General features: G+C 38.5%; 20 protein-coding genes and 1 pseudogene. 18 read left to right on the top strand and 3 right to left on the bottom strand.

Going from position 1 to position 23,181, the window contains the following annotated elements; genetic code table 11:
* Nucleotides 1–7 precede the first annotated feature (7 nt).
* From O3640_RS02870 to O3640_RS02850, 5 genes and pseudogenes are all read left to right on the top strand, one after another.
* Nucleotides 8–922, top strand: a complete 915-nt coding sequence (locus O3640_RS02870) for a PTS mannose/fructose/sorbose/N-acetylgalactosamine transporter subunit IIC (protein ID WP_008808080.1) — start codon at nt 8–10, stop codon at nt 920–922.
* Nucleotides 909–1,729: pseudogene (locus O3640_RS02865) on the top strand (PTS system mannose/fructose/sorbose family transporter subunit IID). Before O3640_RS02870 ends, O3640_RS02865 begins: the two are co-directional and overlap by 14 nt.
* 11 nt (nt 1,730–1,740) lie before the next feature.
* Complete coding sequence (locus tag O3640_RS02860) at nt 1,741–2,148, top strand: PTS sugar transporter subunit IIA (protein WP_045772611.1); 408 nt, start codon at nt 1,741–1,743, stop codon at nt 2,146–2,148.
* A gap of 150 nt (nt 2,149–2,298) precedes the next feature.
* Nucleotides 2,299–3,462, top strand: a complete 1,164-nt coding sequence (locus O3640_RS02855) for an SIS domain-containing protein (RefSeq protein ID WP_045772612.1) — start codon at nt 2,299–2,301, stop codon at nt 3,460–3,462.
* Nucleotides 3,463–3,686: 224 nt separating this feature from the next.
* Nucleotides 3,687–4,721 (top strand): aldose epimerase family protein, encoded by a 1,035-nt coding sequence (locus tag O3640_RS02850; protein ID WP_195321785.1) that lies wholly within the window; start codon nt 3,687–3,689, stop codon nt 4,719–4,721.
* A 95-nt stretch (nt 4,722–4,816) separates the two neighbouring features.
* On the opposite strand, the gene O3640_RS02845 is transcribed toward O3640_RS02850, so the two are convergent.
* Genes O3640_RS02845 through O3640_RS02835 form a run of 3 tightly spaced genes read right to left on the bottom strand, consistent with a single transcriptional unit; the run spans nt 4,817 to nt 6,723 of the window.
* Complete coding sequence (locus O3640_RS02845) at nt 4,817–5,830, bottom strand: DUF4097 family beta strand repeat-containing protein (protein ID WP_045772614.1); 1,014 nt, start codon at nt 5,828–5,830, stop codon at nt 4,817–4,819.
* Nucleotides 5,823–6,407 (bottom strand): DUF1700 domain-containing protein, encoded by a 585-nt coding sequence (locus tag O3640_RS02840; RefSeq protein WP_045772615.1) that lies wholly within the window; start codon nt 6,405–6,407, stop codon nt 5,823–5,825. The genes O3640_RS02845 and O3640_RS02840 overlap by 8 nt, the downstream gene beginning before the upstream one ends.
* Complete coding sequence (locus O3640_RS02835; protein ID WP_011999603.1) at nt 6,394–6,723, bottom strand: PadR family transcriptional regulator; 330 nt, start codon at nt 6,721–6,723, stop codon at nt 6,394–6,396. Before O3640_RS02835 ends, O3640_RS02840 begins: the two co-directional genes overlap by 14 nt.
* Nucleotides 6,724–6,932: 209 nt before the next feature.
* Between O3640_RS02835 and O3640_RS02830 the strand changes: the two genes are divergently transcribed.
* The 13 genes from O3640_RS02830 to O3640_RS02770 all read left to right on the top strand — a co-directional run bounded on the left by O3640_RS02830 (nt 6,933) and on the right by O3640_RS02770 (nt 23,180).
* Complete coding sequence (locus O3640_RS02830) at nt 6,933–7,064, top strand: teichoic acid D-Ala incorporation-associated protein DltX (RefSeq protein ID WP_011999604.1); 132 nt, start codon at nt 6,933–6,935, stop codon at nt 7,062–7,064.
* 45 nt (nt 7,065–7,109) lie between these two features.
* Entirely contained in the window at nt 7,110–8,633 is a 1,524-nt protein-coding gene (gene dltA / locus O3640_RS02825) for a D-alanine--poly(phosphoribitol) ligase subunit DltA (RefSeq protein WP_229050015.1), read from the top strand.
* Nucleotides 8,630–9,877 carry a D-alanyl-lipoteichoic acid biosynthesis protein DltB gene (gene dltB, locus O3640_RS02820; protein ID WP_227955460.1) on the top strand — a complete coding sequence of 416 codons (1,248 nt, stop codon included), beginning with the start codon at nt 8,630–8,632 and terminating at the stop codon, nt 9,875–9,877. The genes dltA and dltB overlap by 4 nt, the downstream gene beginning before the upstream one ends.
* Before the next feature lie 20 nt (nt 9,878–9,897).
* Nucleotides 9,898–10,137 (top strand): D-alanine--poly(phosphoribitol) ligase subunit DltC, encoded by a 240-nt coding sequence (gene dltC / locus O3640_RS02815; RefSeq protein WP_005591431.1) that lies wholly within the window; start codon nt 9,898–9,900, stop codon nt 10,135–10,137.
* Entirely contained in the window at nt 10,130–11,398 is a 1,269-nt protein-coding gene (gene dltD / locus O3640_RS02810; RefSeq protein WP_045772618.1) for a D-alanyl-lipoteichoic acid biosynthesis protein DltD, read from the top strand. The genes dltC and dltD overlap by 8 nt, the downstream gene beginning before the upstream one ends.
* 109 nt (nt 11,399–11,507) lie before the next feature.
* The gene (locus tag O3640_RS02805; protein WP_045772619.1) at nt 11,508–11,993 is read left to right on the top strand and encodes a GNAT family N-acetyltransferase; all 486 of its coding nucleotides are present in this window, start codon (nt 11,508–11,510) and stop codon (nt 11,991–11,993) included.
* 632 nt (nt 11,994–12,625) lie between these two features.
* Entirely contained in the window at nt 12,626–12,919 is a 294-nt protein-coding gene (locus O3640_RS02800) for a WXG100 family type VII secretion target (RefSeq protein ID WP_008808099.1), read from the top strand.
* A gap of 69 nt (nt 12,920–12,988) precedes the next feature.
* Entirely contained in the window at nt 12,989–16,354 is a 3,366-nt protein-coding gene (esaA, locus tag O3640_RS02795; RefSeq protein ID WP_371586615.1) for a type VII secretion protein EsaA, read from the top strand.
* Between the two features lie 9 nt (nt 16,355–16,363).
* Nucleotides 16,364–16,861: a type VII secretion EssA family protein gene (locus O3640_RS02790; protein ID WP_008808101.1), complete on the top strand. Its 498-nt coding sequence runs from the start codon at nt 16,364–16,366 to the stop codon at nt 16,859–16,861.
* The gene (locus tag O3640_RS02785) at nt 16,861–17,115 is read left to right on the top strand and encodes an EsaB/YukD family protein (RefSeq protein ID WP_008808102.1); all 255 of its coding nucleotides are present in this window, start codon (nt 16,861–16,863) and stop codon (nt 17,113–17,115) included. Before O3640_RS02790 ends, O3640_RS02785 begins: the two co-directional genes overlap by 1 nt.
* Nucleotides 17,116–17,136: 21 nt before the next feature.
* Nucleotides 17,137–18,297 carry a type VII secretion protein EssB gene (gene essB / locus O3640_RS02780; RefSeq protein ID WP_008808103.1) on the top strand — a complete coding sequence of 387 codons (1,161 nt, stop codon included), beginning with the start codon at nt 17,137–17,139 and terminating at the stop codon, nt 18,295–18,297.
* On the top strand, nt 18,275–22,741 hold the full coding sequence (gene essC, locus O3640_RS02775; protein WP_195321752.1) for a type VII secretion protein EssC: 4,467 nt from the start codon (nt 18,275–18,277) through the stop codon (nt 22,739–22,741). The genes essB and essC overlap by 23 nt, the downstream gene beginning before the upstream one ends.
* A 19-nt stretch (nt 22,742–22,760) precedes the next feature.
* Nucleotides 22,761–23,180 (top strand): hypothetical protein, encoded by a 420-nt coding sequence (locus tag O3640_RS02770; RefSeq protein ID WP_008808105.1) that lies wholly within the window; start codon nt 22,761–22,763, stop codon nt 23,178–23,180.
* Nucleotide 23,181 lies beyond the last annotated feature (1 nt).

Here is a 23,181-nt window from a genome sequence, read left to right as displayed (position 1 = left end):
CTTTGTCATGATACAATGGTGGCAAATTTTACTACTCACTCTGTACTCAGCTTATCAAATCTGCGATGAGTTGACGATCGTTTCATCAGCAGGCTCACCAGTCTTTGCTGGTTTCATTACAGGACTTGTCATGGGAGATTTAGGGACAGGTCTCGTTATCGGAGCTTCTCTTCAATTGACAGTACTCGGTGTTGGTACTTTCGGTGGAGCTTCTCGTATTGACGCGACTTCTGGTGCCGTTCTTGCAACTGCCTTCTCAGTAGCACAAGGTATCAAACCAGAAATTGCGATTTCAACTATTGCCGTTCCAGTAGCAGGTCTTTTGACTTATGCGGATATCCTTGGTCGGATGAGTACAACTGCCTTTGCACACCGTATTGATGCTGCAATCGAACGCTTTGACTATAAAGGAATTGAACGCAACTATCTCCTTGGTGCTCTTCCTTGGGCTCTCTCTCGTGCCCTTCCAGTCTTCTTAGCTCTTGCTTTTGGTGGTGCTTTTGTTCAATCTATTGTAGACTTTGTTGAACAATATAAATGGATTGCGAATGGTTTGACCCTTGCAGGACGTATGCTTCCAGGTCTTGGATTCGCCATCTTGCTTCACTACTTGCCTGTGAAACGTCACCTTCACTATCTTGCTCTTGGTTTTGGCTTGACAGCAATGTTAACAGTGCTCTACAGCAACGTTCAAAGTGTTGGTACTGCCGTTTCAGCAATGCTTGGAACAGATGCTTTTGCAAAACTTCCAAAAGAACAAATGGTTGCCTTCACAAACAACTTCAAATCTGTATCTATGATCGGGGTTGCCATCATTGGTATCTTCCTTGCAGTGCAACACTTTAAAAACAACCAACGTACGGTTGTAGCTGCTCCAGCAAGCAATGTAGAAAGCGGGGAAATTGAAGATGACGAATTCTAAGAACTACAAACTCACTAAAGAGGATTTCAAACAAATCAACAAACGTAGCCTTTTCACCTTCCAATTGGGTTGGAACTACGAACGGATGCAGGCTTCTGGTTACCTTTATATGCTCTTGCCTCAGTTACGTAAAATGTACGGTGATGGCACTCCAGAATTGAAAGTATTGAAGAATTGCATACGCAATTCTTCAATACTTCACCATTCTTCCACACCATTATCACTGGTTTTGATTTGGCCTTGGAAGAAAAAGACGGTGTCAACTCTAAAGATGCAGTTAACGGGATCAAGACAGGTCTCATGGGACCATTTGCCCCTCTTGGAGACTCTATCTTTGGATCTTTGGTTCCAGCTATTATGGGATCTATCGCAGCAACAATCGCGTCACAAGGTCAACCATGGGGTATTTTCCTTTGGATCGCGGTAGCAGTAGCCTATGATATCTTCCGTTGGAAACAGTTGGAATTTGCTTATAAAGAAGGTACCAACTTAATCAACAACATGCAAAGTACCTTGACAGCTTTGATCGAAGCTGCTTCTGTACTTGGTATCTTCATGGTCGGTGCCTTGATCGCGTCTATGATCAATGTCGATGTATCATGGATGCCACACATCGGGGACAAAGCTATCGATATCCAAGACATGCTTAACTTGATCTTCCCACGTTTGGTTCCAGCTATCATCACAGGTGTAATCTATTGGTTGCTTGGACGTAAGGGTATGAACTCTACAAAAGCTATCTTGCTCATCATTCTTGCAGCAGTTGCTTTCTCAGCATTCGGTCATTTCTTCTTTGGAATGGCGTAATGGAGTAATTTATGAGTAAGCGATTAGTATTAATTAGCCACGGTCGTTTCTGTGAAGAGTTAAAACACAGTACAGAGATGATAATGGGCCCACAAGAGTCCATCCATAGTGTTGCCTTGCTTCCAGAAGAAGGACCAGATGATTTTTTGGCAAAATTTTTAGATACTATCAAAGATTTTGATGACTATCTGGTATTTGCAGATCTCTTGGGAGGCACACCATGTAATGTTGTTAGTCGCTTGATTATGGAAGGTAAAGAAATTGAACTCTATGCTGGTATGAATTTACCAATGGTCATTGAGTTTATCAATTCTTCCTTGATCGGCGCCGACAGCAACTATCAAGAAAAAGCGGCCGAAAGCATTGTTAAAGTCAACGACCTCTTAGCAGGATTTGCTGACGATGATGAAGACGAGTAGGCAGGTGTCGAAAAAAGTCTTGTAGACACCAGTCACTATTTAGGGATTTATAGACTACAAATGAGGGGAGAGGGAGCTTTTCCTCTCCTCTTTTTTAAAAATAAATGTTTGAAAACATTCGAATAAAATAGAAAGGAAACAAAAAAGAAAATGCTTAATTATTCAAGAGAGCAATTAGTAGACTTAGGAGCTGAAATCACCACGCGCGAAATCCACCAACAACCACAAGTTTGGCAGACAGCCTTCGATGCTTATAAAGCTCACCAAACCGAAATTGAGGCATTCTTAGACTCGATTGATGGTAAGCATGACTATATCAAGGTTATCTTTACTGGGGCGGGTACTTCAGCCTATGTGGGGGATACTTTGATTCCCTATCTCAGAAGTATTTACGATGAGCGAAAATGGAATTTCAACTCGGTTGCGACAACGGATATTGTAGCCAATCCTTTGACTCATTTGCGTAAGCATGTTCCGACAGTCTTGGTTTCCTTTGCTCGTAGTGGTAATTCTCCTGAGAGTGTAGCAACAGTCGATTTAGCTAAACAGTTGGTAGATGAGCTTTATCAGGTAACAATTACCTGTGCAGCAGAAGGGAAATTAGCCCAGCAGGCTCATGGAGACGAGAGAAACCTGCTCTTGCTCCAACCATCTCCATCCAACGATGCTGGTTTTGCTATGACATCGAGCTTTACTTCTATGATGCTAACGGCTTTACTAGTCTTTGATAAATCCGAACTTGCAGTAAAAGAGGAAAAAGTTGCGTCTTTGATTGCTTTAAGCCAGCAAACTTTAGACCGAGTAGATGAGATTCAAAATTTGGTAAACTTAGACTTTAATCGTGTAATCTATCTTGGAGCAGGCTCCTTCTTTGGTCTAGCCCATGAAGCTCAATTGAAGATTCTAGAATTGACGGCCGGCCAAGTGGCAACAATGTATGAAAGTCCAGTTGGCTTCCGACATGGACCAAAATCCTTGGTCAACGAGCAGACAATTGTCCTGATCTTTGGATCAAAAGATCCATATACCAAGCAATACGACCTAGATTTAGTCAGGGAAGTTGCTGGAGATGAGATTGCCCGCAAGGTTATTTTGCTGACAGACAAGGCAGAAGGATTGGCAAAAGTAGAAGAAGTAGAAATGGCAAGTGAATTACTGGATGATGTCTATCGGACCTTCCCTTATATCATTTATGGCCAGCTTTTTGCTTTGCTTACTTCTTTGAAAGTTAAAAATCGACCAGATACACCTTCGCCAACTGGTACAGTTAACCGTGTTGTGCAGGGAGTTGTTATTCATCCCTTTGCCAAATAGGAAAAAGAGGATTAATTGCAGTGCTTGGCTTTACTCAATAGGATTTGAGTTAACAAGATTCTTTCCAAAAGTGCCCACAGCTGGTTTGATAAAGTAGAAAAAACTCTTTAAAAAGTAGGTATTTTTAAGACGGGTACTGTGTTATAGTAAAAGAAGTATGGGATAGGAATTTCTAAAAAAGATTCTGAGTTCCCTCTTTTACATTTTCATCACAAGGAGTTATTATGAAATCGTATCAAAAAACTATATTTGGAGAGTTTCAAGGGCAAAACATTTTTCGCTTCACCTTTGAAAACGATCTGGGCTATCGTCTCAGTGTTATGAACTATGGAGCGACGATACTGGAATACCAAACACCAGATAAAAAAGGCCAGTTTGCTAATGTTATTTTAGGATTTGATCAATTTAAAGATTATATTGGCAATAGCCCTAAACATGGAGCTAGTATTGGACCTGTAGCTGGTCGTATTGCCGGGGCAAGTTTTGAATTGGGTGGAGAAACCTATCATCTAGAAGCCAATAATGGTCAAAATTGCAATCACAGTGGATCGACTGGTTGGGACAGTGCTGTTTTTCAAGTGGAAGAAGTCACTGACGAAGGCCTAGTTCTTTTTACAGAAAGAGCAGATGGGACTGGAGGTTTTCCAGGTCATCTCAAGGTTTGGATTTCTTATACACTTTCTGAAAAAGGGGAGCTGGAAATTTCTTATCAGGTACAAACTGACCGAGATACTCTTATCAATCCAACCAACCATAGCTATTTTAATCTTTCAGCTGATTTTGCTCAGACCATTGATGACCATGTCTTTCAGGTGGATAGCCTGGGGGTTTATCCAATTGCGGCGGATGGAGTACCAGCTAAAGAGACAGAAACAAGTGATTTTGTAAAGCATCTGCAGCAAGCTATGCTCCTGAAGGACCTCTTTGCTGAAAAGGATGAGCAAGTTCGATTGGTGTCAGGCCTAGATCATCCTTTTGCACTAAAACCAGGACATGAAACGGCAGGCTTCCTCTATCATCAGGAATCTGGGCGTTTTTTGACCTTTAAGACAGAAGCACCATGTTTGGTAGTTTATACCGCAAATTGTGTTGATGAAGCAATCCGCTTTGGTGGTCAAACAATGAAACAGTACAATGGAGTAGCTCTTGAAATGCAGGCTCTTCCTGATGCTATACATAGCCATCAGAAAGACCAGGTCATTGTTAGGGCTGGTCAGGAGTTTACCAGCACAACCACTTATCATGCAATTGCTAAATAAAAAATAGGCTGGGATATCTATCCTTGCCTATTTTTTTATGTATTCATATCCATCCACAGACGGATGCAGTTTTTGGTGGAAGTGTTAAAATAATTTTACTCAGCAACAGACAGCTCGATACTTCCGGCGCTATCTCTTACAAAAACTTTTCCGCTACTCTTATCCAGTTGGCGTTTCAGTTTAGAACCAACCTCGTCATTTTCACCTGTGATAGATTGAAAATTGTGGGGGACAGTGATGCTACCCATGCTTGTTTCTATATCAAATGAAAGAGTTTCAAGGCTTTCTTTGACTAAGTTTAGCTCAATGTCACCTAAGCTATTGTCAATATTGATATCGCCTGACAGAGTGAGTTGCTGAGAGTTAATGCTACCTGATGAAAGCTTAATTGTGCTATCTGATAGTTTACTTTTATTTAGGTTGATATCCCCTAGAGAATTTGTTAAATACCCTTTTTCAACAGTAGTGTTATCGATAGTCACACTGCCTGATGAGAGCTTAAGATCCAATTTTTGGATGGTCAGATCAGATAAAGAGACATCTCCAAGAGAATTCGATAAGTCTCCCGTGGAAATCGTACTGTTTTTGACGGTTAGGCTACCTGCTGAAAGACTGAGGTCTAATTTTTGAACGGTCAAGCCAGATAGGGAAACGTCACCTAGACTGCTGTTGCCTTTAAGGGTTGAAAGTTTTGTTCCCTTAGGTAGGCTGAGGGTAACTGTTGAACGTCCTCCTTCGTTGTCAAAAAGGTTCAAGATAGAACGGATGCCACTGCTCCAGCCGAAAGTTATCAGGGGCCTTGGTTGCTGAATTTTTAGGGTTCCTTGATTGGCTGAGGTAACAATTCGCTCAGAAGCTTCCTTGCCTTGATAATAGGTCAAATGAGTTTTATCATCTTCTGATTCTTCAATGACTAGGTTTCGATTTCCGAGATCGATATCCAGAGCAGAAATATCGGAGAAGTCCTCGCTCTTTTTACTGTATTTGGTATGATTGGCTTGCAATAAGTGGTTTATACCACCGGTTGCAGTTCCTGTAGCAATCAAAGCACCTCCTAGTAGGCATGATGAGATTCCGACAGTTAGTAATGTTTTTTTCCAGTTAGGCATGGCGTGCTCCTTTCTTTGAAAGTCGTTTCGCTAGCTTGATAAAGTTGTTTTTGGTGAACTGTATGAGCGGTGAAACACCTAAAGCGCAGAAAGCGGATAGTCCAAAACCTAGAAGGCTGATTCCAATAGTAAGTAGGAAGCTAGGAATCGAAACTCCTAGTGAGATGGTCAGGCTGTCCCAGATCGAGCTGATACCAAAGACAAAAAAGGCGAATGAGCCGATAGCTAGGACAAAAGCAAAGACTCCGATCAAGAAGAAGAAGACGAAGACTAAAATAGCGACAACCAGAGCTAGCGGAATAGCTAGAGGTGCTGCTAGAATAGATAGGATAGCAATTTGAATAACATTCTTAGTATTCTTTGGCTCGTCTTCTTCTATGATCTTATCTAAGAGGTTGACCATGATTTCATGTGCAGCTTCACGAGGACTACCAAGTTCGGCTATGACTTGGGCTTCGTTTTCAGGGCCTGCTTCATCAAAATATTCAATAAAGTAGTCCATAGCTTCTTGATAATCGTGTCTGGGGAGTTTCTTCAGATATTTATCTAACTGAGCGAGATATTCAGTTCTTGTCATGATGGATGTTCCCTTCTATAATATTGTTGATTGTACTAATATACTGATTCCATTCTTCTCTGAGCTTGTTGAGCTGGTCGAGCCCTGCACCTGTGAGAGAATAATATTTTCTTTTACGACCTTGAAACTCTTGTGAGTAGGTGGTTAGGTAGCTATTCTTTTCTAATTTTTTCAGAATTGGGTAAAGAGTGGACTCTTTGATATTGGCTAATAGTTTAATGGTCTGACTGATTTCATAACCATAGGAATCTTCTTTTTCTACGAGGGCCAAAATGAGAAACTCAATTAGGGCTGATGAGGTTGGGAAGTAATACACATTTTTTCCTCCTTTATCAATATAAAAAATATTTATATATAATTATTTTATATATAAATTATATACATAATAAAATGACTTGTCAAGAAAATATATAAAAATTTTATATATAAATTTTTTCACTTAGAAACAAAATAGATTTAGGATTGAAAACTGAGTGAATAAAATGGTAAAATAGAGTATATTTATTGAATGATTTGGAATGACGAATGAAAAAACATCAAACAATTTACACTTTTTTGTGGAGAACCCTGCTTTATTTTGTTATCTTTTTAGCACTTCTCTATTTCTTTAGTTACCTGGGCCAAGGCCAGGGTGGCTTTATTTACAATGAATTTTAAGATTAAAAGAGGTATCCTTTCGTGACGAATACGACCATTAACGATATGATCGAAACAATTGAGCACTATGCTCAGACACAACCAGACTTCCCTGTATACAATGTATTGGGGGAGGTTCATACATACGCTGACTTGAAGGCTGATTCAGATTCGCTAGCAGCTAAGATTGACAGTCTAGGTCTACCTGCTAAATCTCCTGTCGTGGTCTATGGGGGCCAAGAGTATGAGATGCTTGCGACCTTTGTAGCCTTGACCAAGTCAGGTCATGCTTATATTCCGATTGATAGTCATTCAGCTTTGGAGCGCGTGGCAGCAATTGTAGAAGTTGCTGAGCCAAGCTTGATCATTGCAATTGCAGACTTTCCTATGGAAGTAACTGTTCCAAGCCTGAGTTTAACAGAATTACAGGCAAGCTTTGCGCAAAAAACAGCTTATGAAATCACTCATTCTGTCAAGGGAGATGATAATTACTACATCATCTTTACCTCTGGAACAACAGGAAAACCCAAAGGTGTTCAAATTTCCCATGACAATTTGCTGAGCTTTACCAACTGGATGATTACGGATAAAGAGTTCGCAACGCCTGCGCAACCGCAAATGTTGGCTCAGCCACCTTACTCTTTTGACTTGTCTGTGATGTACTGGGCACCGACTCTGGCTTTGGGAGGAACGCTGTTCGCCCTTCCAAGTGCTATTACGCAAGACTTTAAGCAACTCTTTGAAACTATTTTGAGCTTGCCGATTGCTATCTGGACCTCAACACCATCTTTTGCAGATATGGCCATGCTCTCAGATGATTTCAATAGTCAAAAGATGCCGGGTCTGACTCATTTCTACTTTGATGGAGAAGAGTTGACAGTCAAGACAGCTCAAAAACTGCGTGACCGTTTCCCAAATGCTCGTATCATCAATGCCTATGGACCGACAGAAGCGACTGTGGCTTTATCAGCTATGGCTGTTACAGATGAAATGCTAGCTACCATGAAACGTCTGCCAATCGGCTATACTAAGGAAGATTCTCCGACCTTTATCATTGATGAAAACGGCAAGAAGCTTCCAAATGGTGAGCAAGGAGAAATCATCGTATCTGGTCCAGCAGTTTCTAAAGGCTATATGAACAATCCAGAAAAAACAGCAGAGGCTTTCTTTGAATTTGAAGGCTTGCCTGCTTATCATACTGGAGATGTGGGTTCCATGACTGATGAAGGACTCTTGCTTTACGGCGGTCGGATGGATTTCCAAATTAAGTTTAATGGCTACCGCATCGAGCTGGAGGATGTTTCACAAAATCTTAATAAATCAAAATACATTGATTCGGCAGTGGCTGTGCCTCGCTATAACAAGGACCACAAAGTACAAAATCTTTTGGCCTATGTTATCTTAAAAGATGGGGTGGCAGAACAGTTTGAGCGTGAGATTGATATTACAAAAGCTATTAAGGAAGACTTGGAAGATATCATGATGTCTTATATGATGCCATCTAAATTCCTTTATCGTGAATCTTTACCTCTGACACCTAATGGTAAGATCGATATCAAGGGCTTAATCAGCGAGGTCAATAACCGATGATGGAAATTTTAAAACAACTTCCTCACCTAGAACCTTACGGCGACCCCCAATATTTTGTATATATTATCTTAGCAGTTCTACCTATCTTCATCGGGCTCTTCTTTAAAAAAAGATTTCCGCTTTATGAAGTCTTGGTAAGCCTAGCCTTCATCATCTTTATGTTGGTAGGACCCGACCTGACTCAGTTTCTTGCCTTTATCTTTTACGTAGTTTGGCAGACCTTTTGGCTCTTTCTTTACAAGTTTTATCGCAAAAGATGGGATAATAAGTGGGTCTTCTATCTGCACGTTTTCTTGGCAATCTTGCCCTTAACGATTGTGAAAGTCACACCAGCTATTCAAGATCACCATCAGTCCTTGCTAGGTTTTCTGGGGATTTCCTATCTGACCTTCCGATCTGTTGGTATGATGATGGAGCTACGAGATGGGGCTCTGACAGACTTTAGTCTTTGGGAGTTTTTGCGCTTCATGCTCTTTATGCCCACCTTCTCTAGTGGGCCGATTGATCGCTTTAAACGTTTCAATGAAGATTATGTTCAGATTCCTGATCGAGAAGAACTTCTTAATATGCTTGAGAAAGCCGTGCACTATATCATGCTAGGTTTCATGTATAAGTTTGTCCTGGCTCATATCTTTGGACATTTGCTTTTGGGACATGTCAAGACCTATGCACTTTATACAGGCGGTTTCTTCAACTTAGGAACACTGGGTGTTATGTATGTCTTTGGTTTGGATCTCTTTTTCGACTTTGCAGGCTATTCTATGTTTGCGGTGGCCATTTCCTATCTAATGGGGATTAAGAGTCCGATTAACTTTGACAAACCCTTTCTCTCTCGGGATTTAAAGGAATTTTGGAATCGTTGGCACATGAGTCTGTCCTTCTGGTTCCGTGACTTCATCTTTATGCGAATAGTCATGGTCCTGATGCGCAATAAGGTCTTTAAAAACCGAAACGTTACCTCGGGAGTGGCTTATTTGATCAACATGACCATCATGGGCTTTTGGCATGGTGTAACCTGGTATTATGTGGCTTATGGAGTTTTCCATGGCTTTGGTCTGATTATTAATGATGCTTGGATTCGCAAGAAAAAGACCATCAATAAAGAACGAAAGACCAAGGGCTTAGCACCTTTACCGGATAACAAATGGACTCAAGCTCTTGGTATGGTTATTACCTTCCATGTTGTTATGCTGTCATTCTTAATCTTCTCAGGATTTTTGAATGATCTTTGGTTTAAAAAATAAAAATAAATGAGGAAAATACAATGGATGTAAAAGCAGAAGTAATCGAAATTATCGATGAATTATTTATGGAAGATGTCTCTGACATGATGGATGAAGATTTGTTCGATGCAGGTGTCCTAGATAGCATGGGAACAGTTGAATTGATTGTAGAATTGGAAAATCGTTTTGATATTCGTGTACCTGTTTCTGAATTTGGTCGCGATGACTGGAATACGGCCAATAAAATCGTTGAAGGTGTAACGGAGCTTCGTAATGCTTAAACGATTATGGCTGATTTTGGGGCCAGTTTTTTGCGCGCTACTGATGGTAGTTGCCTTGCTATTTTTCTATCCTATTAACTACAATCATAATTATGAGAGTGAAAAGCGTTCAGCCGTCACTTTAACGGCAGAAAATTTCAAAAATCGAACCCAAAAGAGTAAGGCTTTGACAGATGAGGAACATCGTTTTGTCCCTTTCTTTGGTTCGAGTGAATGGCTACGCTTTGACAGTCTGCACCCGGCTGTTTTAGCAGAAAAATATGACCGTTCTTACCGACCTTATTTCCTAGGTCAGCGTGGCGCGGCCTCTCTCAATCAGTACTTTGGTATGCAGCAGATTCTGCCACAACTGGAAAATAAAACAGCTGTCTATGTGGTATCGCCCCAGTGGTTTACCAAGAAGGGATATGATGCTTCGGCTTTCCAGCAATACTTTAATAGTGATCAGCTGACCAGCTTTTTGAGGCAACAGAGCGGGGATCGTGCCGCCCAATACGCGGCGCAGCGTCTCTTGCAACTATATCCTAACATTGCTATGAAAGATAATGTTCAAAAATTGGCTAATCGGCAAAAATTGACGAGCTTTGATCGTTCTTTTATCCGTTTTATGGCACGGATCAATCGGCGAGAAGATGCCTTTTTCAGCAATTTTGTCGCAGCTAATAACGACAATTATGAAAAATTTGTATTGTCTAAGCTGAAGAATCTGCCAGACAAATTTTCTTATGATGCCTTGGAAGAGGTCGGAACAGAAGAAGCTAAGAAAAACACTAGTAGCAATGATCTTGGAATTGAAAACAAATTCTATAAGAATCGTCTAAAAAAAGCCTTGAAACGCCTCAAGGGTTCTCAGCGGAATCTATCCTATGTGCAATCTCCTGAATACAATGATTTGCAATTGGCTTTGGATCAGTTTGCTAAATCTAAGACCAATGTTCTCTTTGTTATTCCTCCAGTCAATGCCAAATGGATGGAATATACGGGGCTGAGTCCAGAAAAGTATCAGCAGGCTGTTGAGAAAATCAAATATCAGCTGACCGAACAAGGTTTTAATAACATTGCTGATTTTTCGAAGGATGGCGACAAGTCTTACTTTATGCAGGACACCATACATATGGGCTGGCTAGGTTGGCTTGCTTTTGATAAGGTCGTGGACCCATTTGTGGCAAATCCACAGCCTGCGCCGGCTTACAAGCTCAATGACCGTTTCTTTAGCCAGGAATGGGCCCAATATACTGGTGAACCAGAAGAATTTAAATAGTATTCTTTCAAGATGGGGACTGGGACAAGAATGTTTCAGTCTCCTTTCTTATAATGTAATGATTGGAAAGGCTCAAGAAACTAGCCATCATTCGGTAAGGGAGGAAAAGATGAAGATACGCCTATCCAAAGAAGAAGATCTAAAAGTCATCATGGAGATCTATGCTCTAGCTCGTAAGTTTATGAGAGAGCAAGGAAATCCGACTCAGTGGGGAGAGGATTATCCCAGCAAACTATTGATAGAGGCAGACATAAGCTCTCATCAGTCCTTCGTTGTAGAGGAGGATGGAAAGATAGTAGGGACGTTCGCTTTTATCATAGGAGAGGATCCAACTTATCAAGTCATTGAAAAGGGAGCCTGGCGTTCGACAGAGCCTTATGGAACGATCCATCGTATCGCTTCAAACGGCCAAGTCAAAGGTCTGGCACGTCAGGTTTTTGATTTTTGCTATCAGGAGATTCCCCATCTACGGATCGATACTCATGCAGATAATAAGCCCATGCAAGCAGCTATCTTGTCTTATGGCTTTACTGAGTGTGGCATCATTTATGTTGCAGACGGAAGTCCTCGGTTAGCTTATGATTACTATCGGTAAATGAAGGCATCTGCTGAGGAGCAGATGTTTTTTTCAAGAAAAGGACTTGGCGATATTACTAGCTTTCTGTCTCTCAAATTTTTTCATACCGGTTTTCGGGTGCTCTTTTGTCTTACCTATTTTAAAAAATTTGCCGATTTATTTGAAGATAGGGTGAGAAAATGATGTTATTTTAAGAAAAAAAATAGGATAAAAGGGAGAGAAAAATCGGAAATAATACGGATGAAAAGTAAAAGGAATCAAACTAAAAAATGTACTAGAATGTCTTTTTTGTAAATGCTTATAAAAAATATTGATTTAAAAGTGGGATTTAATATCGTTTGTCATTAAAAAAATTAGTGTGGCAAACACGATAAAATAGCTAAATTAAAAGTTTGTTTTTTTAATAGTAGATAAAATAAAACAGATGTTATTTTACAGTTTTGTTACGTTTGCGCAATAGCTTAAAAAGCCTTAAAAACAAGGGTTATGGCATTAGAAAATAAATAGAAGTATAGAGAATCAGAATTATTGTTGCAGAATTGCAATATAATACATATATTTGTAATTGACGTGAAGTGTATTTTAGTATAACATAGGTACAAATATACTGTTTAAGTGTATTAGTCTTTAAAAAACAAAGGAGAAAAGATATGGCAGGAGCTATTTCACTTACCCCAGAAGAACTACGTTCACAAGCGAACGTTTATACCTCAGCTGCAAGCAGCATTGAAGCAGAGATTCAAAAAGTGTCAAGCACTAATGATACAATTGCATCAACATGGCAAGGTCAAGCATTTAACGCATATCTTGAACAGTTTGAACAATTGAGAGCAAACGTGAAGCAAATGGAAGAACTCCTTGTGAGTGTAAACCAACAACTTGTTGCTTATGCTAATACTGTAGAAGAGCGTGATGCAGCTGATAAAGCATCATTCGGTTTTTAAAAGAAACTAATCATTGCCAGTGCTCTATGTTGAGTGCTGGCTATTTTAATAAAATTTTTAGGAGTGAAAATGTCCCGTTTGAGTGAAAAACATAGAAAAATAATCTCAATTTCTGTTGTATTAATTACTTTAATAGTGATGGCAGGAAGCTTTATTTACATAGCTTTTAAAGACCCTTCTGTGACTCAAGTTGTAGGGAAGGAATCTTCAGAAGCGCGATATGTTTTGGTAAATGAAGATGACGGCTGGGAATTTGAGAATAAAAATTACCAACTAGGGCGTGATTTTGTCACTTTTATTTCTCAGGATGAACAGAATAAGTGGGCGACATCAAATCGTAGTCAAGCCAAAGCAGGCATTGAGAGTGGAGAATACGATGCAATGATTGTTATTCCTAAAAATTTTTCTCAAACAGTGCTGTCTCTCCAAAGTATCGATCCACAAAAGGCTAATATAGAATATCGGATTAGGAATGGACAAAACCAAGTAACTCAGCAAGTTATTGAAAAAAATATCAATAGCATTTTATACAACTTTAATACAAGAATTGTACAAATGTACTTTTCAAGTATCGTTGCTAGTCTTTCAGACGCACAACAAAATGTCACTGGCATAGTGGAGATAGAATCTCAGCATTCAAATTATTTGAAGTCGAAAATCCAGACACCATTTCAGACTTTACCACAATCTATCAGTAGTGCATCAGCTTTAGCTAATTCCTTACAATCAAGTAGTACAGCTGTAGAATCTGAACAGAAAGGTTTTGTATCTTCAGTTACATCGCTGGTAAATGGAAACGCTGAGGAAGTTGGGGGAATTGCTGACTCAATTCAACCTGAAGATAAAGGAGCAAACTCGAATTCGAACAAGGATAATTATCAATTGAATGGTTTAGATAATTATTATTCTAAAATGACAAAACAGTTCGCAACACTAGGAGGGAGAGAGTTATCAGAGTTAGATCAAGATAAAGCCAAAGATTCCTCTCCTAAAATTCAGGGGCCTTTATTGCCTCAAGATCCAGAAAACGAAAGAACTCCAAACGCCAGTATCTATGAACGTTTTTTGGAAATTTCGAAACAATACGAAAAAGCTCAGGCGGTAGCTCGAACATCAGTAGAAGCCAATATTAAAAAATTAGAGGGTCAAATTACGGATCTTCAAAATTTACAACAGGTAATTGCTTCAAAATATTATGGAGATAGCAAATTAACTCCTGATACAGCAAGTATTGACAATGTAAAAGAAGCAATCGCTGCTTTAATGAATCCAGATAAGGGATCTAAGCTAGATAAGGACTATTTAGCAAAACTTAATGCAGAAGTAAGTGCTACTCCAGCATCTTCACTATCTTCGTTGATAGATGCTCTTGTCTCTAAAAATGTAATTAGTGAAGACCAAGCAAACCTCTATAAAACAGAATTGACTCTAGTCAATCGTTATTCAACTGATTTTGGTGTAGGGACAGGCACGACCACTTCATATAATTTTATGAACCGTGGAGAAGCTACTCAATCTGATGTGTTCCAAACAACTGCTACCTTTAATATTGCAACTAGCGGGGATACCATTTCTTTAGGCGGTGAAGGAGTTACAATTTCAAACGGTGGAGCTGTTGCGTCTCAAATTCAAGCAAGTTTAAATCAGCAACTCGCACCATTTGGTAAAGAGGCTGTTGTTTCAGGATCTTCTAATGGTTTTGCTGTTTCGATTCATAATACAGCAGTTGTAAACACTGCTGTTGAAGACAAGCCAGCAAACCAAGGGTCAGATAAACAAACTGAGGATACTCAGGACAAAGATTCTAACCGTGATGATAAAGTGCAGAACCAAGAGGTGAAGGAACCTGTAGTTCCAAGTTCTTTGCCAGTTACGGTAACTGTAGGTCTATCTTGGTCGCCACAACAAACAGAGAAGCGTTCTTATCAGGAAGTCGATTATCAATGGGCGAATAGTAATGGCAGCGTTGCTTCTGGGAAGTTAGCAGTATTCGATGCTAAAAATGATACACTTGTTCAAGACTTACCAGTAATTCTTAATAACTTCTCATCTTTAGATAAGGCTGCTCAACAAATTACAACAATTTTTTCGGATCCCTCAGATTCGATTGCGACCTTTGCACAACGTGTTCAAAATAGCAATGTTTCATTAGGAGATTTGGCTAGTCCAAATTCAATCTATTACCGCTACAATAATATTGATAAAAAAGACTTGGCTAAATCTGTTTCGGATGAATTTGCTGAAGCTTATAAAAAAGACGGAGATTATTTATATTCTGAATTAAACAAGAGGATATCAGATATTTCTACTGTTCTAGGATCTCCTGACTCAACAGAAGATTCCGAGAAAGAATTGAGTTTGTATGGTTTATTGAAATCTATTCCAGATAAAAATGAGTATTATGATTTAGTTTTAGAATTAGGAAAATGGTATGATACTGCGAAGGAAACGTTAGATGACTTTTATAAGTCAGATACAACTTCTAGAGCTGAACAAGAGATTGCTAACACTTCCAAGTTGGAAGGAATTGCTACACAACTGAGAAATATCCAAAAATCAGCAAAAGATATCTCGAAACAAACAGAGGCTACTGCAGATGGTCTACCTAAAATGGATGACCTTGTGAAGAGTTTTACAACTGATGCAAATCAATTAGAGCAAGAAGTTAATGGCGTATTGGAAAATGTCAATAAGTATGCATCTAATACGGATTCTAGTTTGTCTGATAATCAAAAATATGCTGAGGCTTTCAATAAGGTGCTAGCTAATACTAAGAACGGTGGAGGAGATAATGCAAAAGTCTTTAATTTCCTATCTTCTCCGATTGAGGTAAGTGCAATTCGGGGATCAACAGCAAAAGTTTCCATCATCCCTTACTATATGACTATTGTGAGTGCTTTACTTACTATCTCAATCAGTTTCTTTACGATTTATTTGATGAGACCTCGTAGCATTAGTGAAGGAGACAAACTACAGACCCCGTCACGCATCTGGTACAACCTACCTAATACGGCTAAGATTGCATCCATTGCTGTAGTATCATCTTTAGCCTTTGCTTTGATAACATCATCTATGCTTCGTTCTGTATCAAAATTAGTATGGGTTCTTTATACCTTCTTACTATTATTCATCTTGATTAATCTATTTGTATTTCTGTTACGCAAATTTGAGAGAACAATAACTTTATATTGTTTTACTTTCTTATTAGGAATTTATTTACTATTGATGCCAATCATAGGTTCATCGACAAAACCTGGAACATTTGTTTCATTGCTTTATCGTTTTTCACTGTTTCAAAATATTGAAAATGGATATGTTGCATTGATGAATGGCCTAGGAATTGGATTCTTTACAATTTTCATTTTATTCTTATCGGCCGTTGCTGTAATACTATTAAATTTATTTATCAAGCCGAATAAGGTGGAATCAGTTTAGGAGTTAACAGTGTCTAGAAATAAAATTACAATAACTTTCTATACTCTCTTAGTTATAATAGGACTAGCAATTACTATTGAGTCTGCTTTTGCAGATGATAAATCATCTCTTGAAATTCATAATGATGTAATTTATGGTGGCGATCAAGAACAAAAACAGTATGAATACTATGGAAACCAGGCTGATTTGTTTCTTGGGAAAAAGGAAGAACAAAACAAGGCCTTCAAAAAGGAAGAAAAGCGTCAATTTAATGAATTGACTGATAAGATGTTTCGGGAGGAGTGGAACCAAAATAAAAGTGATGCTCCATCAAAAGATCAATTATTTCAGGAAAATTATTCTTTTCCAGAGTTTATAACAAATGATTCTGAAGCTACATCGGATTCATTGATAAAAGCTTTGTATACTAGCTTACTTTTGCTAGGATCAACCTTGATAGTATTCATTGGTTGGAAGCTAGGGAGCGTATTCTCTAATTTTCAGTTACAAAATAAGGAGCAATCTTGATGAATCCCCCAACAATTACAGTAGAACTTGAATATAGAAATCAAACTTATGATGTGATGGTTCCAATGGCAGTGACAACTAATCGTTTAAAAGACTTACTTAGAGAGGCGTTAGTTTTGAAGAAAGTCGTTTTGCCAGAGCAATTTGATTTAGTTTTAAAGAATAAACCATTTTTATTAGCTCCTTCAGCTGTTTTGTCTGAATATCCCGTTGGGAATGGTGACCAACTTGAAGTTGTTACACGCGTAGAATAGAGAGGTAGACCTGTGGCGCAGATGAAAGAATATTATCCTGAGTTAGATATAAATGTTGAGGATGACAGACTGGACGTCCGTTTGAAGGCCAATCAATTTAAAATAAATGAATTGCCACAATATCAAACATTCTTAGAGAAAGATGTACACTTTTTAGCGGGAGAGGTGTCGGAGGTGACCGAAGAGGAACTTCGGGTTACGTATGAGATTGAAACTTCTTCTATTCCACTAGTTACCGCTCTGGAAAAGCTGTCTTTAATTGATAGATTAGTCTTAGCTCAAAAGATGCAATTTTTATCTCGTTATTCACAGACTTTGACGGTGCCATACATTCATCCGAATAACTTTTTTGTTTTAGGTGAATATGTTAAAGTTGCTCATAGAGGCTTCTCTACAGCTGTGATGCCCTTTGTAGAAAATGAGGACTATTTTAAATCATATCGAGCCCTCATTCTTTACATTATCAATCCGAGATTGGATTTCTACGATTTAATTAATGGCTCGAGTGCTCTTAAGAATCCATTTTCTCAAGAGATTCAACAAGCACAGAATTTTACTGAATTAAATGAATCGTTGAATCAACAAGTTGCAATACAGGTTCAAAAAAGATTAGAAGAGAATATCTACACGCCTAAAAATGAATTTAAGATATATAAATGGGGAATGATCTCGTTTGGAATTTTGTTCTTAGTTCTTGCTGTGGTATCTGGCTTTTATCTAGTAAACACAATTCCTTATAAAGATAGAATCATTTCAAGTGAGATTTATTATACAAATCATGAATATTCTAAGGCTTTAGAAACTTTAGAAAAAGATAATCCAAAGAACTTTCCTAAAGGGACACAGTATGCTTTAGCTGTTAGTGCCATTAAAGAAGATAATCTTAGTAGTGATCAGAAGGAAAATATCTTAAAAAATATTTCTATGAAGACTAATGAAACTATTCTTCTGTATTGGATTTATATTGGATTTGGAGACTATGAAAAAACGCTAGATGCTGCTCAAAATATAGGAGATAATCAATTGATTTTATACGCCTATAGAAAATTGTACAGTCATGTTAGTGGAGATTCTAAAATGAAAGGATCTGAAAAACAAGAAAAACTGAAAGAATATAAGGAACAAATTAAAAATTACGAAGAACTTTTGGAAGGAAAGGATGCTCATGAAGAACAAAAATAATTCCAACCAAATTTTTGATAGCAATAGAAGAACCCATTCAGAAGTTTTTTATGACGTATTTTTATTTGGGAATCAGTTTAAACACCTTGAGATTTCAGAAAACCTTCGCCAGATTCAAACAGAGAACGGCCTTATTTGCTTAGATGAAAACAATCAGCTGTTATTTAATGGGCAAGTATGGTCAGGAGAATTATTACAGCATTGCATAGCCTATCCTAAAGGTAAGTTGGATATTGTGTATACCAATATCCCACGAAATGAGTTTATTATTTCGGACTTAGCTTCTTCAGCTATTAAATTTAATACGACTGTTTTGGCTCGCTTCAAACCAGAAGCAAAAAACTACCATCATTTACAAGTCTTTTCTAATGGGGCCAAAGTATACATTAATGGAGAAAAAGTAGCCGATTTTGATGGTCATTTCAAAATAGGAGATAGGCTTGTAATAGATGGCGTAGTAATAGAAAGACGTCCAGATCAGTTCAAGATGATTGGACTGTTACAAGAATTTTATTTAAATTCGAAGCTATTTATTGAAGAAGCTTTACTAGAGGAGTATCCTGTTGATTTTCCCGATTATAGACGTAGTCCACGGATTTTCTTAAGACCTTCTGAGGATAGAGTTAGGCTCAACTCACCTAAAGGGAGGAAAGAGAAAAAACGTGGAGAAATACTTAGAACAATTGTTCCGCCTCTAGGAATGTTAGTGATGACGGGTGCAGTTACCATTATCAGTCGACGAAATCCAATTATGCTTTTAAGTATGGGAGGAGCCAGTCTTCTAACAGCAGCTTTTTCTGTGTCTAGTTATTGGACGTCTAAGAAAGAAACTGAAAAAGAAAATAAAATACAGGAAGAAAACTATCAAAACTATTTGGTAGAAAAAGAATCCGAGTTAGCAAAGCTGGCCGGGAAACAGAAAGAAGCACTGGAGTATAATTATCCTTCAGTGGCAGATTTGATTTCCCTACTTTGTTCTTATCGTTCTAGAATCTATGAGAAAATGCCTAGTCATGAAGATTTTTTAAATATTCGATTGGGGATTGGAGATGTAAAAAGTAGTTTTAGTGTAGATTTTTCAGAGCGAGAGCAGACAGACGAATGGGAACAATTTGTAAAAAAAGAGATAGTAGAGAAGTATAAACACATTGCTCAATCTCCTATCATTATTTCTTTACGTGACCAAACCTTAGGTTTAGCGGGTTCGCTAGTTTATCTCAATACTGCAATCCAAACGATTCTCTTTCAAATAGCTGCAATGCATTCTTATCATGATGTTCAGTTTGTCTCTTTACTATCTGATGAGGATTATAAGAAATCCTGGGAGGCTTGGAGGTGGTTGCCACACTTCCAGCTCCATAATCTGAATTTAAGAGGTTTAATCCACAATGAACAGACAAGAGATGTTGTTTTAAATTCTTTTTATCAGATTATTGTAAAAAGACGCCAGATGGTTAGAGAAAATGCCTCTAAATCTGCAGCGTTAAAGTTTAGCCCTCATTATGTGCTGACGATTTTGGATGATTCATATTTGCTTGGTCACGGTCTTAATGAGTTTTTAGCAGAAGACATGACTCAATATGGGGTGACAGTCATTTGGGGGAAAGAAAATCTATCAATGCTCCCTGAGACGGCTACAGCAGTTATTGAATACCAAAACAACGAAACGGCTACATTAGTGAATGATAACCGAGAATACGTGAACCAAGTGTTTGTTCCAAATAAATGGGACGATAGAATCAATGACGCCATTCATAAACTAGCCAATCTAAATCACGTTGAGGTTGAAAAAAATTCCATTCCTGAGGCAATTAGCTTTTTAGGATTGTATAATGTAAAAACAGTCGACGATCTTAATATTCCTAGCCGCTGGTCTGTAGCAGATACTTCAAAAACTCTAGCAGTCCCACTTGGATTACGTGGAAAAGACGATATTGTCTACCTGAATTTACATGAAAGAGCTCATGGCCCTCATGGTCTGGTAGCAGGTACGACAGGTTCAGGGAAATCTGAAATCTTACAAAGTTATATTTTGAGTTTAGCTGTTAACTTTGCACCTGAAGATGTCGGATTTTTACCGATTGACTTTAAAGGTGGGGGGATGGCGAATCTTTTTGCTAAATTACCTCACTTGATGGGAGCCATCACGAATCTGGACGGAGCGGCATCTGCGCGTGCTCTGAAGAGTATTCGTGCGGAACTTCAAAAGCGTCAACGGGAGTTTGGTCGCTTTGGGGTCAATCATATCAATGCTTATACAAAACTGTATAAAGAAGGCAAGAGATTGTCAGGGACACAAGAAGCGAAAGATTATCCTCAAAAGCCTATTCCTCATCTGTTCTTGATTTCAGATGAATTTGCTGAATTGAAACAAAATGAACCAGAATTCATGGCAGAATTAGTATCGACTGCTCGTATCGGTCGATCACTTGGGGTTCATTTAATCTTGGCTACACAGAAGCCCAGCGGGGTAGTAGACGATCAGATTTGGTCCAACTCTCGCTTTAAACTAGCTCTTAAAGTAGCCGATGAGTCAGATTCAAAAGAAATCATTAAGACACCAGATGCTGCAAGTATCATTCAGCCGGGACGTGCTTATCTACAAGTTGGTAATAACGAAATTTACGAATTATTCCAATCTGCTTGGAGTGGTGCAAATTACCAACCAAATAGCTCGAATGAAAAGAAAATAGATGAACGGATTTGGCTTATCAATGATTTAGGACAAGCGGAGCTATTAAGTTCTGACCTGTCTGCTGGGGAAGACTATCAAGAGACTTCAGACGATGAGCGTACAGAATTGACTGCAGTAATCGATGAAATTTCTGATTTTGCTACTGGGAATGACGTGATTCTTCCAGATAAGCCATGGTTGCCGCCACTTGCTACAGAGATACTGACGCCAAGCATAGATTATCAGCTTCAATGGAAAGAGCCTCGTAAACTATCCGTTCCTTTTGCTCTTTTAGATATACCAGAAAAGCAAGAACAGGTTGTCTTTGATTTTGACTTAGAAGAATATAGCCATTTTGCTATTTTGGGTTCAGCTGGCTTCGGTAAGTCTACGGCTTTGCAAACATTTGTTTTAAATATGGCTCGGATGAATTCTCCAGAGCAAGTCCATTTCTATCTATTTGATTTTGGAACAAATGGTCTGCTTCCTTTAAGAGACTTACCACACGTGGCTGATATCGTAACTTTGCAAGAAGAAGAAAAACTTGTGAAGTTTATAAAGAAAATTAGACAAGAGATTCAAACTCGAAAAGATTTATTGTCAGAACATGGTGTGGCCAGTTTGGCACAGTATGAAGCGAAATCAGGCAATTCCTTACCTGTCATTTCGATTATTCTAGACTCCTTTGATTCGATTCAAGAAAGCAACTTAACAGAGTCTATCGAGTCTATTGTTTCTCAAGTGTTACGTGAAGGTGCTAGTCTGGGAATCTATCTAGCGATGACTGCTCTTAGAGCGAATAGTTTCAAGCTGGCAATTAACAGTAACCTGCCGACCAGAATGGCCCTATTTTTAGTAGAAGATAATGGTGTTCGTGAGGTAGTGGGTCGAGAAGCCTTAATTGCGCAAGAAGTCATTGGCCGTGGACAAATCAAGACTGAAGAAGGTGTCCATGAGTTCCAAATTTATCTTCCAAGTTCAGGAAGCAATGATATTGAGCGTTTGACTGCAATGGAAGAAGAAATTAAAGCTATGGCTGAAGAATGGGATGGAGAAGTACCATCTGCTATTCCAATGCTTCCAAATGTTGTAGAATTATCAGCGTTTTACCAAAAGAAGGGAGTTCAAGCTATGCTTCATAAATTAGAACTTCCTCTAGCTTTAGACAAAGAAACAACGAATGTAGTTGGTTTTATACCTAAAAAGCATGGTTATTTCTTGATTGCAGAAGATACTGTTCAACAGTCAGAGAGTTTGACACGTACTGTTTTAGAAGGATTTAAATATTTAGGTGATCGAGTAAATAAATATATCTTTAATGCAGGTGGCAGATTTACGCAATATGAAAAAGACTATGGTGAATTGATAGATGAATCAGAATATGTAAGCTTTTTGACGGAATTATCTACAGAAATAGATGAGCGTCAAGAACATGGTTGGGACATTGCCACATTCGTTTACATACCAGAAGCGCATTTGCTTAATAATCATATTTTAACGGCTCTTGAACTATTTAAGAAGGTACTGGGACAGGGGGCACGTAATGGTATTTATATCATATTCCAAGGTGTCCAGCGTTCTATAGAATCTGGCTTTGATGAGTTTAATAAGCGTCTTCGGAGCAACATTCCAGCTGGTATATTTGGAACGCGTGTTACTGACCAAAACTTAGTCAATGTTAAAATTCGCATTGGAGAGCCAATTGTAGCTCTTGATGAAGCTTATTATTTTGAAATTCGAGATATTAAGCATATTAAGCTTAATCAATAAAGAATAAAGGAGGATAGATATGGCTAACGATAAGGCTAAAAATAATGCTTACAATCGTGCACAAGGGCAAAAATATCAAGCGCAAGCTCGAGAATATGAAGCTAAGCATGCTGCAAATGAAGAAAAACTTAGACGTTTGCGAGAAGCTAAAAAGAAATTAGAGACTGCTATTACAGATTATGATACTTTTAAGAAGAATACTGAGAAAATAGAGTCTGATATTTCTGAGTCAGATTTTAAAGGAGATATTCGAAATAAATTTAAAACGTCTGTTAAAACAGTTACAAAAGATATTAATTCGGATATTAATAAACACCAAGCAAATTTATCAAGCCTTTCTGGGAAAATTGCCGGATTAGAGCTTGAGCAAGGAAACCTTCTTAGTTGGGCTGCTAATGCGTGGGATACAGCAGCAAACTTTTTCAAATCATTGGTCTAGG

Source organism: Streptococcus sp. 27098_8_75 (assembly GCF_041432475.1).
Classification (GTDB): domain Bacteria; phylum Bacillota; class Bacilli; order Lactobacillales; family Streptococcaceae; genus Streptococcus; species Streptococcus gordonii.
This window is presented reverse-complemented; position numbering and strand designations above follow the sequence as displayed.

Bases quoted from the DNA above. Each gene is read 5' to 3' on its own strand.
- O3640_RS02840 (WP_045772615.1), bottom strand. From the start codon at position 6,407: ATGACAAGAACTGAATATCTCGCTCAGTTAGATAAATATCTGAAGAAA.
- O3640_RS02845 (WP_045772614.1), bottom strand. From the start codon at position 5,830: ATGCCTAACTGGAAAAAAACATTACTAACTGTCGGAATCTCATCATGC.
- essC (WP_195321752.1), top strand. From the start codon at position 18,275: ATGCTCATGAAGAACAAAAATAATTCCAACCAAATTTTTGATAGCAAT.
- O3640_RS02860 (WP_045772611.1), top strand. From the start codon at position 1,741: ATGAGTAAGCGATTAGTATTAATTAGCCACGGTCGTTTCTGTGAAGAG.
- O3640_RS02785 (WP_008808102.1), top strand. From the start codon at position 16,861: ATGAATCCCCCAACAATTACAGTAGAACTTGAATATAGAAATCAAACT.
- O3640_RS02830 (WP_011999604.1), top strand. From the start codon at position 6,933: ATGAAAAAACATCAAACAATTTACACTTTTTTGTGGAGAACCCTGCTT.
- O3640_RS02770 (WP_008808105.1), top strand. From the start codon at position 22,761: ATGGCTAACGATAAGGCTAAAAATAATGCTTACAATCGTGCACAAGGG.
- O3640_RS02805 (WP_045772619.1), top strand. From the start codon at position 11,508: ATGAAGATACGCCTATCCAAAGAAGAAGATCTAAAAGTCATCATGGAG.
- esaA (WP_371586615.1), top strand. From the start codon at position 12,989: ATGTCCCGTTTGAGTGAAAAACATAGAAAAATAATCTCAATTTCTGTT.
- dltC (WP_005591431.1), top strand. From the start codon at position 9,898: ATGGATGTAAAAGCAGAAGTAATCGAAATTATCGATGAATTATTTATG.
- O3640_RS02855 (WP_045772612.1), top strand. From the start codon at position 2,299: ATGCTTAATTATTCAAGAGAGCAATTAGTAGACTTAGGAGCTGAAATC.
- dltB (WP_227955460.1), top strand. From the start codon at position 8,630: ATGATGGAAATTTTAAAACAACTTCCTCACCTAGAACCTTACGGCGAC.
- essB (WP_008808103.1), top strand. From the start codon at position 17,137: ATGAAAGAATATTATCCTGAGTTAGATATAAATGTTGAGGATGACAGA.
- O3640_RS02800 (WP_008808099.1), top strand. From the start codon at position 12,626: ATGGCAGGAGCTATTTCACTTACCCCAGAAGAACTACGTTCACAAGCG.
- dltD (WP_045772618.1), top strand. From the start codon at position 10,130: ATGCTTAAACGATTATGGCTGATTTTGGGGCCAGTTTTTTGCGCGCTA.
- dltA (WP_229050015.1), top strand. From the start codon at position 7,110: ATGATCGAAACAATTGAGCACTATGCTCAGACACAACCAGACTTCCCT.
- O3640_RS02850 (WP_195321785.1), top strand. From the start codon at position 3,687: ATGAAATCGTATCAAAAAACTATATTTGGAGAGTTTCAAGGGCAAAAC.
- O3640_RS02870 (WP_008808080.1), top strand. From the start codon at position 8: ATGATACAATGGTGGCAAATTTTACTACTCACTCTGTACTCAGCTTAT.